Genomic DNA, 14849 nt, shown 5'->3' on the forward strand with positions numbered 1-14849 from the left:
AGGGCAGCATCTGTCGCGACTGGACATCCTGTGATAGCGTCGCGCTCTTATTTGTGGAGCGCGCGCATTCATGGCCCAAGGCCGGTTCCTGATGCCGAAAACCAGTCTGCCCGGCGTCGTCGCCGTGGCGGCGGATAGCGACCGTTCCTTTCCGCGCCATATGCATGATCAGTTCGGCATCGGCCTCATCCATCGCGGCGCGCAGAAATCGCTCTCCGGCCGTGGCATGGTGGAAGCGGGCGCCGGCCATCTCATCACCGTCAATCCGGGCGAGGTGCATGACGGTATTCCGCTCGGGGAGGGCGGCCGCGCATGGCGGATGCTCTATCTCGACATCGATATCGTCCGCGACGCTGTTGCCGATATCGGCGAGAAGGATCGAGGTTCGTTCGAATTCGCCCATCCCGTCGATATCAGGCCGCTGGCGAAGCGGTTCAATGCAGTCTTTGCAGCCATGACGGCAAGGGAACGGCCGGGCGAAACCCTCGATAGTGACGAGACCCTGCTGACGCTTCTGGCGGGTGCGATGGAGACCCCGGCCAACTCGCCTGTCGTGGCGGCGCCCGCCACCATAAGGCGGGCGAAAAGCAGCATCGATGACGACCCCGCCCGGCCGTTCCGCCTTGCCGATCTGGCAAGGGAGGCCGGCATGAGCCAGTTCCGCTTCCTGCGGGCTTTTGCGAAGGCCACGGGCCTGACGCCGCACAGTTACCTTCTCCAGCGCCGCGTCCATCTGGCGCGCCACGCGCTGGCTGGCGGCACCTCGCCCGCCGAGGCTGCCTTTATTGCCGGTTTTGCCGACCAGAGCCATCTGAACCGCGTTTTTGTGCGGCAATTCGGCGTGACGCCGGCGGTTTATCGGGCGGCACTTTCGTAAGGCATGTTAGCGCAAATGGGGAATAGCCTTATGCGCCAGCCTCGGGATCCGAGGGAGCGCGGGACGCACCTCTCCACCCTCATCAAGTCAGTCGTATTTTCTCGTTTTGAAGTGAGCTGGAATGAACGGAACCGGACGGAACCGGACGAGGCCGACACCGTAGCCTCCCACTTTGGCACCGGCCTCCGAGCACCAATGCCGCAATTTCATCCAAGACACCCACCCCACGCGCCATCATGCTCCTGTCCTCCACCCACAGGACATACCCGCACCATGACACCCGAATTCCTCATCACATCCTTCATTGTCGCTGCCTCTCCCGGAACCGGCGTGGTCTACACGCTGGCCGCAGGCCTCTCGCAAGGGGCGAGGGCGAGCGTCGTTGCGGCCTTTGGTTGCGCGCTTGGCATCGTGCCGCATCTGCTCGCCGCCATCACCGGCCTTGCCGCCATCCTGCACACCAGCGCGCTGGCTTTTGGCGTGGTCAAATATCTGGGGGTTGCCTATCTGCTTTATATGGCGTGGAACACGCTGCGGGAGGAGGGTGCGCTGAAGATCGACGATACCAGAGAACCCCGGAAGGCCGCCCGCATCATCGGGGAGGCGATCCTCATCAATCTGCTGAACCCGAAACTGTCGATCTTTTTTTTCGCCTTTCTGCCGCAGTTCATCGCGCCGGATGAGGCTTTGCCGACGTGGCGCATGATCGATCTCGGGCTGATCTTCATGGCCATGACGTTTCTGGTCTTTGCGCTTTATGGCTGTTTCGCCGCCTCGGTCCGGCGGCAGGTGGTGTCGCGCCCGGCGGTCCTCGCCTGGCTGCGGCGCAGCTTCGCGGCCGCTTTCGTGGCGCTGGGTGCGAAGCTGGCCTTGACCGAACGATGAGACCAAAGCGGAGGGGAGGCCGCCTCAATCGTCCCAGTCGGGCGCGAGGTGGCCGGGATTGACGATGCGGCCATTCGGCTTTGCAAGCGCGTGGATCGCCCGCATTTCCTCTTCCGTCAGCACAAAATCGAAAACATCGAAATTTTCCTTGAGGCGGCTTTCCGTCGCCGTCTTGGAAAGCGCCACGATATCCGGCTGCTGCACCGCCCAGCGCAGGGTCACCTGCGCGGCGGTCTTGCCGTGTTTTGCGCCGATATCCTTCAGCACGGGATCGTTCGGCACCTTGCCGTCGGCCATCAGATAATAGGCCGTCACCGACATTCCATGCTTGCGCGCCGCCGAAATCACCTTCGTCTGGTCGAGATAGGGGTGATATTCGATCTGGTTGGTGGCAAGCGGCGTGTCGGACAGTTTCACCGCCTCTTGCGTCAGCGCCACGTTGAAGTTGGAAATGCCGATATTGCGCGCCTTGCCGGCCTTGCGCACCGCGTTCAGCGCGCCCATGCGCTCGGCAAGCGGCACATCGCTCTTCGGCCAATGCAAAAGCAGCAGATCGACATAGTCGGTCTTCAGCTTTACAAGGCTTTCATCGACGGAAGCGAGAAAATCGTCGTGGCGGAAACGGTCCACCCAGACCTTGGTGGTAAGAAAGATATCATGTCGGGAAATGCCCGATTGCGCGATGACCTCGCCGACGGCGCCCTCGTTCTTGTAAATCTGCGCGGTATCGATATGGCGGAAGCCGAGTTTCAGTGCCTCCGGCAGAATGCGCCTGACATCGTCTTCCGGAATGCGGAAGGTGCCGAAACCGAGGGCGGGAATATTCGCGCCATTCGCGCTGACGTCATACATGGATATTTCTCCTGTCATTGAAGTGATGGCCGGCAGAGACAGCCGGTGGGGGACGTTTCCTTACTAACTCGTTACAGCGTAATCGGTTTCAAGGTTTTGCCATAGCGGGAAACCGCGCTCGTTGCGGATTGGTCGTTCCCGCGCTACCAGTCTCAACCGCGTCGCGCCCTGGCGAACCAGGCAAGTTCAACGCAGGAGTATCAAGTGTCACGCTCACAACGGCTTCTCGATCTGTTGCAGATCCTGCGATGCCACCGCATGCCGGTCAGCGGCGCGGCCCTTGCCGCTGAGACCGGCGTCAGCCTGCGCACGCTCTACCGCGATATAGCGACGCTTCAGGCGCAGGGTGCGGATATCGAAGGCGAGGCGGGCGTGGGTTATGTGCTGCGCCCCGGTTTCCTGTTGCCGCCGCTGATGTTTTCGCAGCAGGAAATCGAGGCGCTGGTACTCGGCTCGCGCTGGGTGGCGGGTCGCGCCGATGCGGGATTGGCGCAGGCCGCCCGCGCCGCTCTCGTCAAGATCGGCGCCGTCCTGCCCGATGCGCTGCGCGAGGAACTCGATCATTCCACCCTGCTTGTCGGTCCGGGGCAGGGCCTTGCGGCCATCCATGTCGATCTGGCGGCCATTCGCGATACGATCCGCAAGGAAAGCCGGGTCGCCATCACCTATCGCGATGAAAAGGGAGACCTGACGGAACGGGTGATCTGGCCTTTCGCGCTTGCTTTTTTCGATCTGGTGCGGGTGGTGCTGGGCTGGTGCGAGACACGGCAGGACTACCGTAATTTCCGGGCCGACCGCATCGAAGATTTCCGTCCCCTCGACAGCCGTTATCCGCGCCGCCGCCAGGCGCTGCTGAAAGAATGGCGCGAACGGGAAAAACAGCGGCGGCGGCATCATGCTGACAAAAACTGACAGCAGCGGGGTCTAGGAACCGTTCATCCGCAACACAGGAGAACAGCCATGACCCACCCTGATTTCACCATCCTTTACGTCGACAACCCGCCGGCCAGCACCGAATTTTACAAGGCCCTGCTGGGTGTCGATCCCGTCGAATCTTCCCCGACATTTTCCCTCTTCGTCCTTGCCAATGGCATGAAGCTCGGCCTCTGGTCGCGGCACACCGTGGAGCCCATGGCATCGGTGACAGGCGGTGGCGGCGAGCTTGCCTTCCGGGTCGAAAACGATGCGCAGGTGGATGAGACTTTTGCCGGGTGGAAGGCAAGAGGCATTGCCATGCTGCAGCAGCCCGCGAAAATGGAGTTCGGCTACACCTTCACGGCCGCCGACCCGGACAGCCACCGTCTCCGGGTCTATGCCTTTGCCGGTTAGAGAGAATGCGTTGAGGACTGTTTGGCTAAGGAAGCCTGACCTTTTTCACCGTACTCCGTATCCCGTACGCTCCTCATCCCTGTGCTTGTCACAGGGATCCAGCCAGCCCAAGTCCTTGGGCTGAAAGAACTCTCCCCGCCGCGCAGACGAGCGTCGGCTGGATTCCTGTGACAAGCACAGGAATGAGGATTGAGAGGATGCGCCAGTATGCGAAAAACGCGGCATCGTGTAGCGTGCCCTACTTCTTCACCGCCACCACAAAAAGCCGTGGAAAGCGCAGGAGCAAACGGCCGTCCGCCATCGGCGGATAGGCCGCCGTGATGCGCCGCGTGTAATCAGCGAGGAAGGCTTCGCGGTTTTCCTCGCCGACGGCGGTGAGATAGGGGCGCAGTCCCGTGCCCTTGACCCATTCGACGATGCTTTCCGCATCCTTCATCGGATGATTATAGATGGTGTGCCACACATCCACCCGCGCGGATTTCGGTGTCAGCGCATCGAAATAATCCGAAGGCGCGGGCAGGGGTTTGCGGCGCAGCCTGCCATCTGCGAACGTGTCCTTCCAGGACCCGTTCGCCCCGGTCTCCTCCATGGCGCGATGCGTCGGTTCCTGCAGGTTGTCAGGCATTTGCACGGCCAGAACGCCGCCGCTTTCCAGCTGGTCCATCAGTTGCGAAAGAACGGCGAGATGATCCGGCACCCATTGGAACACGGCATTGGCGTAGAGCAGGTCTGCCTTCTGCGCCGGCTTCCACGTGGCAAGATCGGCCTTTCCGAAACTGGTGGTGGGCAGCCGGTCCGCCGCCTTTTCCAGCATGTCGTCATCGCTGTCGATGCCGGTAATGACATTGACGCCGTAACGGTCGGTCAGAAGCTCGGTGGAATTGCCGGGGCCGCAGCCGAGGTCATAGCCGTTCAGCACCCGCTCCAGCGGCACCTGCGCCAGAAGATCCCGCGCGGGACGCGTCCGCTCGTCTTCGAATTTCAGATATTGCTGTGCGGACCATACCATTATTTTTCTCCTGCAGACTGCCGTCAGATCCTCAGCATCGCATGGGCCACATTGCCCCGCCATCATCCGATCAATGAATTATGGTGATGAATTCATTCATCAAGCTTTTGTTTCACCTTATAAAACGTACCTGCGGGGCCGTCGCTTTGTTATTTTCCATCAAAATCAGAAATCACTGCAATTAAAACTTGACCTCGTCAGGGGAGAGGCATTCACTCCGGCCGATTTCCAGCACACGCCCAGTTGAGAGCGCGCAGCGTTCTTCATCCGGCAATGAATCAGAAAAAAAGACGGAGCGTTTTATCGAACGAAAACGCTTGAGACAGGAGACCATCATGAGCGTCGATACCGCACCCCGATCAACCACTTGGACCTATGTTGACGGTCAATGGCTGCCCGGCAACCCGCCGCTCATCGGCCCGACCTCGCATGCCATGTGGCTGGCCTCCACGGTGTTCGACGGTGCCCGCTGGTTCGATGGCGTGGCGCCCGATCTCGATCTGCACTGCCAGCGCGTCAATCGCTCCGCCGCCAATATGGGCATGAAGCCGACCATGACGGCCGAGGAGATCGAGTCCCTGGCGCTGGAAGGCGTCAAGAAATTCGACGGCAAGACGGCGATCTACATCAAGCCGATGTATTGGGCCGAACATGGCATGCCCGGCAGCGTCGTGGCGCCCGATGCCGGTTCCACCCGTTTTGCGCTCTGCCTGTTCGAAGCGCCGATGGATGCCGGCAAGCCGCTGACGCTCACCGTTTCGCCGCTGCGCCGCCCTTCGCCGGAAACCGCCATGACCGACGCCAAGGCCGGCAGCCTTTATCCCAATAGCGGTCGCGCCATTCTGGAAGCACGCTCGCGCGGTTTCGACAATGCCCTGATGCGCGACATGAACGGCAATGTCGCCGAATCCGCCTCGGCCAATATCTTCATGGTCAAGGACGGCGTCGTCCTTACCCCGGTTCCCAACCGCACCTTCCTTGCCGGCATTACCCGTTCGCGCGTGATCGGTCTTCTGCGCCAGGCCGGTTTTGACGTGCGCGAAGCGACGCTTTCGGTCGAGGATTTCCGGGAGGCCGATGAAATATTCTGCTCCGGCAATTATTCCAAGGTTTCGCCCGTCGTGAAGCTCGATGATCGCGAATTGCAGGCAGGCCCGGTCGCGCGCAAGGCTCTCGATCTCTACATGGACTGGGCGCGTCTCGGCGCGGATGTTTAAGGCCGGGTAAACCCCAATTTTTCAAAAGGCCGCGGCGGGCTCATCCCTGCCGCGGCCTTTTATTTTGAACCGCATTATTTCCCATAAAAATTCAGGGGAATTTAATCCAATTTTAGAGGACCACTGGTTAGCTTGCGGCATTACCGATCCGGGCTAATGGGGGCCGCCAAATGTCTTTCAGCATACGTAATATACTTGTGGGATTTTTTCTGCTCGTCGGCATCGCGCTGGCGGGCTTCGTGGGCAATGGCATGTTGCAGTCCGTGCAGCGTGCCCGCAGCTTTTCGGAGGTGGCGCAGCTCGTTTCGCTGGACAGGCTGCTTTTCAACGCCTTGCTGAACTTTCGCAGTGAACGCGGCAACAGCGCCTCGGCGCTGACGGTCGACCCGGCGAAGACGGCCAGTACCATCGCCAGCGTGCAGGCGTCGCGCCAGAAGGTGGATGCCGCCATGGGCGCCTTTCTCGAACAGTCCGCCACGCTCGATCAGGCTGGCCTCAAGGCCCCGCTTGCCCGCGTGAAGGATGTCTACACGCAATTCCTGGAGCTGCGCAAAAAGGTTGACGCCAACGTGACCCTGCCGCTCGACCGTCGTGAAAACGGGCTGGACAAGACCGTGCTGGCGCTCGGCCAGGATTTCCTGACGGCGCTAGAAGCGGGCTCGACGGCGGTGGAAGGTGAGGTTCGTTCGCTGGACCAGAGCCTGACCGGCCTCATCCAGTTGCGGTCCTATGGCTGGTCGGCGCGAGCGCTCGGCGGCAGCGCCACCGTTGTCATCAATGCGGTCGTGGCCCAGCAGCGGCCGCTGACCCCGCAGGAAACCCAGCAGCTTGGCAATTTCGATGCCGGCGCGGCTTTTGCCTGGAAAGCCACCGGCGACCTCGTCGCGCATGAATCGACGCCGAAGGCACTGAAAGATATCTATGCCGTTGCCGACAGAACCTATTTCAAGGGTGATTTCGTCGCGCAGCGCGCAAAGCTGATCGACGATCTGAACAACGGCCGCACGCCAAACTTCACCATCGATACATGGCGCAATACCGTCACCGAAAGCCTCGATACGGTTGCGAAAATCGCCTCTGAAGCGATGGATGTTCTCAACGCCAATGCCGAAAAGGCGAGACAGGACGCCTTTATCGGCGCGATGATCTATCTCGCCGCGTTCATCCTCACACTTGGCATCTGCATTCTCTGCCTTGCCGTCATCGTCGGCCGCGTCACCCGTCCCATCAGCCGCCTGACAAATGCGATGATGGAATTGTCCACCGGCAACCTGACCATCGATGTGCCCGGCGCAAAACGCGGCGACGAGATCGGCGAGATGGCCCGCGCCGTGGAAATCTTCCGCGAGGCGGCCGTCCGCAACAGGCAGCTGGAAGCCGACGCCGTCGCCAACCGGGAGCAGGCCGAACGCGACCGGGCCGAACTGCAGCAGCGTGCGGAGGCGGAGGCCGAAGAGCGGCTCAATCAGGCGACCGGTTCGCTGGCCGGCGGTCTTCGCCGGCTTGCCTCCGGTGATATGGTCTGCGAGATCGCCACGCCGTTCGCACCGCAATTCGAGGCGTTGCGGCACGATTTCAACAGCTCCGTGCACCAGCTGCGCGAGGCGCTCAGCAGCGTCGGCCAGTCCGTGCAGACGGTGAATGGCGGCGCTCACGAGGTGTCGTCGGCCTCCGACGATCTTTCCCGCCGCACCGAGCAGCAGGCCGCTTCTCTCGAAGAAACCGCCGCTGCGCTGGAAGAGATCACCGCCAATGTTTCCGCCACCTCCAAACGAGCGAGCGACGCGCGCGACACGGTGCGTGAGGCAAGGACAAAGGCCGATCTTTCCGGCAAGGTTGTGCGCGATGCTGTCGCCGCTATGGAGCGCATCGAACATTCCTCGCGCCAGATCGGCCAGATCATCGGCGTCATCGACGAAATCGCCTTCCAGACCAACCTTCTGGCGCTGAATGCCGGCGTCGAGGCGGCACGGGCGGGCGATGCCGGCAAGGGCTTTGCCGTCGTCGCACAGGAAGTGCGCGAACTGGCGCAGCGCTCCGCCAACGCCGCCAAGGAAATCAAGCAACTCATCACCGCGTCAGCCGTTGCGGTGGGTGAAGGCGTGAAGCTGGTGGCCGATACCGGCGTCGGGCTCTCCGAGATCGAGCAGCTGGTGCTTTCCGTCAACAGCCATATGGACGCCATCGCGACCGCAGCACAGGAACAGTCGGCCGGCCTTTCCGAGGTCAACACGGCCGTCAACCACATGGATCAGGCCACACAGCAGAATGCCGCCATGGTCGAGGAAATGAATGCGGCGGGTGCCGGCCTGGCGCAGGAATGCGCCAATCTCCAGGCGCTGCTGGCACAGTTCCAGCTGGGTCAGCAGACTTCTGCCTTGCGGGAGACGGCGCGGCAGATGCAGCGTGCTGCAAATCCGGTCCACGCGCCCGTCGCACCGGTCACTTCCTCCCCCAAAGCCCGCCCGGCTGCCGCCCGTGGCAATGCGGCGCTGGCCGTGAAGGGTGACGACTGGACGGAGTTCTGAAAGCGGGGCTGTCTCAGTTCCGTCATGACGGAAGAAGAGTATCATGAAGCCCGCGCCGGAGACCGGCGCGGGCTTCACCGTTTCCGCGCATCCGGCAGCGCAGCGGCAAGCGCCCGCAGCGGCGCCGTCATGTGTTTGTCTCTCCGCATCGCCAGCGCGATCCGCCTTTCAAGCGGCGGTTCGAGCGAGCGGTGTCCGAGCCCGGACGCCGCATCTTCATGCTCCATCGCCATGCGCGGCACGATGGCAATGCCAAGGCCCGCGCCCGCCAGTTTCTTGATGGCCTCGACGCTGCCCAGTTCCATGGCGGGCTGCACGGTGCGGCCGCTCACCGAAAACCATTGATCCACCAGCCGGCGCGTATTGCCGCCCTCGTAAAGCAGCAGCGGCCGCGCCGAAAGCGTCTCGGCGTTGAGCACCGTTGCGTCAGAGACGGAACCTTGCGGGAAAACCGCGACGAGTTCGTCGAGATGGATGTCGCGAATATCGAGGCTGCGGCCACTGGCGGGCAGGGCCACCACCGCCGCATCGATGGTATTGGCCTCCAGAAGCCGGAGGATATCGTGGGTATTGCCGGTCTGCACAACGATCTCGATGCCGGGCATGGCCTGCCGGATTTTGCCCAGCACCGGCGGCAGCAGATAGATGCAGGCGGTGGCGCCCGTGCCGATTCGCAGGCTTCCTGTCGCTCCGCTGCGGTGCGGCGCAACCGTTTCGATCGCATGCGCCACCTCTTCGGATATGCGCCTTGCATGGACGAGAAAATCCCGCCCTGCCGCCGTCGGCTGCGCCCGCCTGCCGACCCGCTCGATCAGCCGCACGCCCAGTTGTTTTTCCAGAAGCTTTATATGCAGGCTGACGGCTGGCTGCGTCAGCCCGGCCTTGTCGGCGGCGGCGGAAAAACTGCCGAGATCGGCCACATCCATGAAGCTGCGCAACTGCCGCAGGTCGAGGTCCATCATCAAAGAAAACCTTATCGTTTGTATAAGATAGATAATCTTTATTTTGGCTGCGTCGCAATGCACAATGAGGATGTGAATGATCCGCAGGACAAAAGAATGACCCTTTCCACCGTTTCCAGCCTTTCAATCCGCCCCTGTGAGGAGGCAGATATTCCAGCCATCACCGAAATTTACCGGGATGCCGTATTGTATGGCCGCGCCAGCTTCGAGATCGATCCGCCTGATGTGGAGACCATGGCCGAGCGTCGCCGCCTGCTGGTGGAGGGCAACTATCCCTATCTCGTCGCGGAATGCGATGGAACGATAGCCGGATATGCCTATGCCGGCGCCTATCGCGCCCGCCCGGCCTATGGCGCGACGCTCGAGGATTCCGTTTATATCGATCCGGCCATGAAGGGCATGGGCATCGGCCGCAAACTGCTCGATGCGCTGATTGCGGAAGCCACCGCGCGCGGCTTTCGGCAGATGATCGCCGTCATCGGCGACAGCGCCAATGCGGCTTCAGTCGGCGTGCATCGCGCTGCCGGTTTCGAACTTGTCGGCACGTTCAAGTCCATCGGCTGGAAACATGGCCAATGGCTGGATACGGTGCTGATGCAGCGCTCGCTGGGCGAGGGCGATACCACGCCGCGTTTCTGAACGATCAGGGTTTCGTGGAACCGGGGATTTCCACCTTCAGCGTGTCCCCGGCAAGCTCGCTACCCAGCTCCACGGCCTTGGTTTTTTTGTCGTAAACGCAGATATGGCTGACCATCGCATCCGTACCCTTCGCTTTGCCGGTCAGGATGGCGAGACCGTAATTTTCGCTACCGACAGGATCGACCACCGCCTTGGCATCCTCGATCATGTCCTTGGCTCCGGCTAGGCAGGCTGTCTGCACATCCGCCACGAATTCCTTCCAGGCATCGTCCGAAGATGCGGCGGCCGGCAGGGCGAGGGAGGAGAGGGCGGCGGCGAGAATAAGGGGACGGATCAAAGCGCGGGTCATGGAATTTCCTTCCTGCAATCTCGGCAAAAGCGAACCGATAGGGTGGAAAACGGTACGCCGGGGTTGTGAAACAAATATGGTGGCTGCCGGTGCTGGAGGAATTTTCCCCTTTGGCGGAACATTTTGATATTTCACAGGTTGCCCAAATGGAGCTTCGCTCCTATGGTCCGCTCACACGGTTTCTAGGAGCGGTAACCCGCTGCAAAAAGGAGTAAAAACCATGGCCTTCGAACTTCCTGAACTCCCCTACGACTACGACGCGCTTGCACCCTACATGTCGCGCGAGACGCTCGAGTTCCATCACGACAAGCACCACAAGGCTTATGTCGACAACGGCAACAAGCTGGCTGCCGAAGCAGGTCTTTCCGACCTGTCGCTCGAAGAAGTCGTGAAGAAGTCCTTTGGCACCAATGCCGGTCTCTTCAACAACGCCGCGCAGCACTACAACCACGTCCATTTCTGGAAGTGGATGAAGAAGGACGGCGGCGGCAACAAGCTGCCGGGCAAGCTGGAACAGGCATTCGCCTCCGATCTCGGCGGCTACGACAAGTTCAAGGCAGATTTCATCGCTGCCGGCACCACGCAGTTCGGCTCCGGCTGGGCATGGCTCTCCGTCAAGAACGGCAAGCTTGAAATCTCCAAGACCCCGAACGGCGAAAACCCGCTGGTTCACGGCGCAGATCCGATCCTCGGCGTCGACGTCTGGGAACACTCCTATTACATCGACTACCGCAACCTGCGTCCGAAGTACCTCGAAGCCTTCGTTGATAACCTCATCAACTGGGACTACGTCCTGGAGCGTTACGAAGCCGCTGCCAAGTAAGGCTTGGCGAACGGAATTTTTCAAACACCCGGCCTTTGTGCCGGGTGTTCTGCTTTTGGCATGTCGCGCGTTGTCACAAGCCTGTCATCAGCCGGGTTTATCGCGGCGCATCATGACTGAAAAAACCACGCCTCTCTTCTCCTTCGGCATTGTCGCCGATCCCCAATATGCCGATGCCGATCCGCGCCCGGAGATGGGTCGTTATTACGCCGAGAGCCCGAAAAAGCTCGCAGACGCGATCGACGCCTTCAACCGCGAGGAATTGGCCTTCGTGGTAACGCTCGGCGATATCATCGATCGCGGCTTCGACAATTTCGACGCGATCCTTGCCGTTTACGACGGGCTTCGACACCGCTCGGTCCTGCTGCCTGGCAATCACGATTTCGCCGTCGCCGCCGAGCATTTGCCGGCTATCCACGCCCGCCTCGGCATGTCCGCCCCCTGGCATGATTTTTCCATCGGTGATATCCGCTTCGTCGTGCTTGACGGCAACGAGGTCAGCCTGTTCGCGCCGCCGCCTGGCGATCCGCGACGCGCGCTTGCCGCAGACCGGCTGAAGCGCCTCAACGATGCGGGTGCCATCAATGCGCAGGACTGGAACGCCTCGCTTGGCGACGAGCAGTTCGAATGGCTGCGGGAGGTTTTGCAAAAGGCGGATGCGGCGGGCGAAAAAGTGATCGTTCTCTGCCATTATCCTGTCTATCCGGAAAACGCCCACAACATGTGGGACGCGCCGCGTATCCTTGAGCTTCTCGGCTCCCACCCGTCAGCCGTCGCATGGTTCAACGGCCATAATCACGAGGGCAATTACGGCCTGTTGGGCAATACCCACTTCGTGAATTTCAAGGGCATGGTCGATACGCCTGACCAGAACACCTTCGCCATTGCAGACGTCTTTGCCGACCGCATAGCGATCCGCGGTTTTGGGCGTGAGGAAGACCGCATTTTGGCCCTCTAAACCGGGCCTTGGCTTCTCCAATCGGCAACTGCGTGGGGGAATACGCCGCGCCGCTTGCTTTCAGCCAATTATTCTCATTCAGCCTGCCGTCAGAGTGAGGCCCTAGAGCCGGGGGGTGACCTGCATTGTCACCTCGTCTTAGGCTTCTGTTTTCACGATGGAATTCACTGCAATGTGACTTCTTTTCGCCATCCGGAAAGGGCATCCTCGCGCCGTTCCATCTAGCGCCCGGTGTCCCGGCCGGAATCAAGGAGAGTTGCATGAAACTGAAAACCATCACGGCGGCCATGTTGTTCGGCTGTCTTTGCGCCGGAGCGGTCTACGCTGCCGGCGAAGTCGAAAAACGTGAAGGCATGATGAAGCAGATCGGTGGGGCGATGGGTTCGCTTGCCGCCATCTCCAAGGGTGAAAAGCCCTTTGACGCCGATACCGTCAAGACTGCCGTAACCACCATCGGCGCCAATGCCAAGGCTTTCCCGGACCAGTTCCCCGTCGGCTCAGAGACCGGCAGCGCGGCTGCTCCCGCCATCTGGGAAAACTTCGACGACTTCAAGGCCAAGGCCGCCAAGCTCGGCACGGATGCGGACATGGTTCTCGCCAATCTCCCCACCGATCAGGCCGGCGTCGCCACCGCCATGAAGACGCTCGGCGCCGATTGCGGCGCATGCCACCAGACTTATCGTCTGAAGAAGTAGTCGCAGCACTTTGAAAACGCCGCTTCCCGGCGGCGTTTTCTCAAGGCACGAAAGACATCTGACCGGATCAGGTGAGAATGGGGAGAGGGGCATGTCCTCCATCTGGACGAAACTCGTCGGCGGGGCCGTCGTCGCGGCCATTGGGGGCTACGGCATTTTCGCCTGGGTTACCGCGCCGCAACGGCAGGCGCCGAGCCATTGGGTGAGCCTGGGCGAACCGGATCTGGCCAATGGCGAAACGCTTTTCTGGGCGGGCGGCTGCGCAAGCTGTCATGCAGCACCCGACGCGAAGGGCGAGGCGCTGTTGACGCTTTCGGGCGGGCAGGCGCTGAAAAGCCCCTTCGGCACCTTCCATGTCCCCAATATTTCCTCCGATCCACAGCATGGCATCGGCGGCTGGACGCTGGCGGAATTCGGCGATGCGATGACGCGCGGGGTGGGCAGGAACGGCGAACATCTCTATCCGTCCTTTCCCTACGCCTCCTATGCCCGCATGACGCAGAAGGACGTCAACGATCTCTTCGGCTATCTGAAAGCCCTGCCGGCCAGCCAGAACGATGCGCCGGATCACGAGTTGCCGTTCCCCTTCAATCTGCGCATGGTGCTGGGCGGCTGGAAATTCCTTTATTTCGACCCCTCGGCGCGGCCCCGCGTCGAGCTTGCCGATGCCAATGCCGAATTGCTGCGCGGCCAGTATCTGGTGGAGGGGCCGGGCCACTGCGGCGAATGCCACACGCCGCGCAACGCGCTTGGCGGCTTCCTGAAAGACAAGTGGTTGGCCGGCGGCCCCAATCCGGAAGGCGAGGGCCGCATTCCCGACATTACCCCCGGCTCGCAAAGCATCGGCAGCTGGGCCAAAGCGGATATAGCCAGCTATCTGGAAACCGGCTTCACCCCGGAATTCGACAGCGTCGGCGGCTCGATGGTCAAGGTGCAGCAGAATATGGCGCATCTGACGGCCGAAGACCGCGATGCGATTTCCGCCTATCTGAAGGCCATACCGGCGCGGTAGGGCCTGATACCTCTCCTCCGTCATCCTCGGGCTTGACCCGAGGATCCACCACCACGCCAGCCCATGGATCCTCGGGTCAAGCCCGAGGATGACGAATGAGAGGTGGGTAAGCGCCATTGACTCCCGGCCCCGCCCATCCGATAACATGTCCGTGATGGTTCCTTCCGGGCGTTCCGGAAGGTGAAAAGGGAACACGATAGGGAGAAATCCTCATTCGTGGCTGCCCCCGCAACTGTGAGCGGAGAGCCTGAAACGAAATGCCACTGGCAAGCCATCTCGCCTCCATCAAGGGTGAGGGCGATGCCGGGAAGGTGTTTCAGGTTTTGACCCGTAAGCCAGGAGACCTGCCATCGCGGAAATATCCATGCCGGCGGGGTGTCCGGAAGAGCGGAATTTCAGGGTGGCGGGATCGACGCCTCCCTGTATCAGTCTCGTATCCCCGTGGTGAAGTATATCGCATGCGGTCCTGCGGCTTTGCCGTTCGGCCGCATCTAAAGGCGCGGGGTCGCGCCGGGAGAGGGGTCACCATGTCCACCAACCTGAATACGGCCAATTCAGCCGTTTCCGTAAAAACAGCCAGCGTCGCGCAGTCGCTGACAGCGATCGTGCTTGGCCTGTTCGTCGTCGGTTTTGTCGGCTTTTCCCATGTGGAAGCCGTTCACAATGCCGCGCATGACACGCGTCATGCCAATGCCTTCCCCTGCCATTGAGGGG

The 14849-nt window shown here is 61.2% G+C and carries 16 protein-coding genes and 1 riboswitch; of the genes, 12 read left to right on the forward strand and 4 right to left on the reverse strand.

Annotated features, from left to right (window positions below):
- The first annotated feature begins 70 nt into the window (after nucleotides 1-70).
- Both PL597_RS10305 and PL597_RS10310 read left to right on the forward strand, forming a co-directional pair.
- Complete coding sequence (locus tag PL597_RS10305; RefSeq protein WP_077982741.1) at nucleotides 71-877, forward strand: AraC family transcriptional regulator; 807 nt, start codon at nucleotides 71-73, stop codon at nucleotides 875-877.
- A 273-nt stretch (nucleotides 878-1150) separates the two neighbouring features.
- Nucleotides 1151-1762: a LysE family translocator gene (locus tag PL597_RS10310; RefSeq protein ID WP_191216958.1), complete on the forward strand. Its 612-nt coding sequence runs from the start codon at nucleotides 1151-1153 to the stop codon at nucleotides 1760-1762.
- 24 nt (nucleotides 1763-1786) lie between these two features.
- Here PL597_RS10310 and PL597_RS10315 read toward each other — a convergent pair whose 3' ends face one another.
- Complete coding sequence (locus tag PL597_RS10315) at nucleotides 1787-2614, reverse strand: aldo/keto reductase (protein ID WP_077982739.1); 828 nt, start codon at nucleotides 2612-2614, stop codon at nucleotides 1787-1789.
- A gap of 204 nt (nucleotides 2615-2818) precedes the next feature.
- On the opposite strand from PL597_RS10315, the gene PL597_RS10320 reads away from it, so the two are divergent.
- Both PL597_RS10320 and PL597_RS10325 read left to right on the forward strand, forming a co-directional pair.
- Nucleotides 2819-3526 (forward strand): helix-turn-helix transcriptional regulator, encoded by a 708-nt coding sequence (locus tag PL597_RS10320; protein WP_173988370.1) that lies wholly within the window; start codon nucleotides 2819-2821, stop codon nucleotides 3524-3526.
- Between the two features lie 48 nt (nucleotides 3527-3574).
- On the forward strand, nucleotides 3575-3943 hold the full coding sequence (locus tag PL597_RS10325; RefSeq protein WP_077982737.1) for a VOC family protein: 369 nt from the start codon (nucleotides 3575-3577) through the stop codon (nucleotides 3941-3943).
- A 238-nt stretch (nucleotides 3944-4181) separates the two neighbouring features.
- On the opposite strand, the gene tam is transcribed toward PL597_RS10325, so the two are convergent.
- Nucleotides 4182-4952 carry a trans-aconitate 2-methyltransferase gene (gene tam / locus PL597_RS10330; protein ID WP_077982736.1) on the reverse strand — a complete coding sequence of 257 codons (771 nt, stop codon included), beginning with the start codon at nucleotides 4950-4952 and terminating at the stop codon, nucleotides 4182-4184.
- Nucleotides 4953-5287: 335 nt separating this feature from the next.
- Between tam and PL597_RS10335 the strand changes: the two genes are divergently transcribed.
- Both PL597_RS10335 and PL597_RS10340 read left to right on the forward strand, forming a co-directional pair.
- Nucleotides 5288-6169, forward strand: coding sequence for a branched-chain amino acid aminotransferase (locus PL597_RS10335; protein WP_191216956.1), 882 nt, complete (start codon nucleotides 5288-5290; stop codon nucleotides 6167-6169).
- A gap of 170 nt (nucleotides 6170-6339) precedes the next feature.
- Complete coding sequence (locus PL597_RS10340) at nucleotides 6340-8697, forward strand: methyl-accepting chemotaxis protein (protein WP_271365095.1); 2358 nt, start codon at nucleotides 6340-6342, stop codon at nucleotides 8695-8697.
- 74 nt (nucleotides 8698-8771) lie between these two features.
- On the opposite strand, the gene PL597_RS10345 is transcribed toward PL597_RS10340, so the two are convergent.
- A complete protein-coding gene (locus tag PL597_RS10345) occupies nucleotides 8772-9659 on the reverse strand; it encodes a LysR family transcriptional regulator (protein WP_142912405.1) in 888 nt (295 codons plus the stop codon).
- Nucleotides 9660-9755: 96 nt separating this feature from the next.
- Here PL597_RS10345 and PL597_RS10350 point away from each other — a divergent pair, with 96 nt between their 5' ends.
- Nucleotides 9756-10298, forward strand: a complete 543-nt coding sequence (locus PL597_RS10350) for a GNAT family N-acetyltransferase (protein ID WP_271365096.1) — start codon at nucleotides 9756-9758, stop codon at nucleotides 10296-10298.
- Nucleotides 10299-10302: 4 nt separating this feature from the next.
- On the opposite strand, the gene PL597_RS10355 is transcribed toward PL597_RS10350, so the two are convergent.
- The gene (locus PL597_RS10355; protein WP_271365097.1) at nucleotides 10303-10647 is read right to left on the reverse strand and encodes a hypothetical protein; all 345 of its coding nucleotides are present in this window, start codon (nucleotides 10645-10647) and stop codon (nucleotides 10303-10305) included.
- 220 nt (nucleotides 10648-10867) lie between these two features.
- Here PL597_RS10355 and PL597_RS10360 point away from each other — a divergent pair, with 220 nt between their 5' ends.
- From PL597_RS10360 to PL597_RS10380, 5 genes are all read left to right on the forward strand, one after another.
- A complete protein-coding gene (locus PL597_RS10360; RefSeq protein WP_010971217.1) occupies nucleotides 10868-11470 on the forward strand; it encodes a superoxide dismutase in 603 nt (200 codons plus the stop codon).
- Between the two features lie 112 nt (nucleotides 11471-11582).
- On the forward strand, nucleotides 11583-12428 hold the full coding sequence (locus PL597_RS10365) for a metallophosphoesterase (protein WP_077982730.1): 846 nt from the start codon (nucleotides 11583-11585) through the stop codon (nucleotides 12426-12428).
- Nucleotides 12429-12688: 260 nt separating this feature from the next.
- Nucleotides 12689-13123: a c-type cytochrome gene (locus tag PL597_RS10370; RefSeq protein ID WP_162520410.1), complete on the forward strand. Its 435-nt coding sequence runs from the start codon at nucleotides 12689-12691 to the stop codon at nucleotides 13121-13123.
- A 91-nt stretch (nucleotides 13124-13214) separates the two neighbouring features.
- The gene (locus tag PL597_RS10375; protein ID WP_271365099.1) at nucleotides 13215-14135 is read left to right on the forward strand and encodes a cytochrome c; all 921 of its coding nucleotides are present in this window, start codon (nucleotides 13215-13217) and stop codon (nucleotides 14133-14135) included.
- Between the two features lie 138 nt (nucleotides 14136-14273).
- Nucleotides 14274-14501: riboswitch (cobalamin riboswitch) on the forward strand.
- Nucleotides 14502-14662: 161 nt separating this feature from the next.
- On the forward strand, nucleotides 14663-14845 hold the full coding sequence (locus tag PL597_RS10380; protein WP_010971223.1) for a CbtB domain-containing protein: 183 nt from the start codon (nucleotides 14663-14665) through the stop codon (nucleotides 14843-14845).
- The last annotated feature ends 4 nt before the right edge of the window (nucleotides 14846-14849 follow it).

Source organism: Agrobacterium sp. ST15.13.013, from assembly GCF_027956525.1.
In the GTDB taxonomy this organism is placed as follows: domain Bacteria; phylum Pseudomonadota; class Alphaproteobacteria; order Rhizobiales; family Rhizobiaceae; genus Agrobacterium; species Agrobacterium salinitolerans.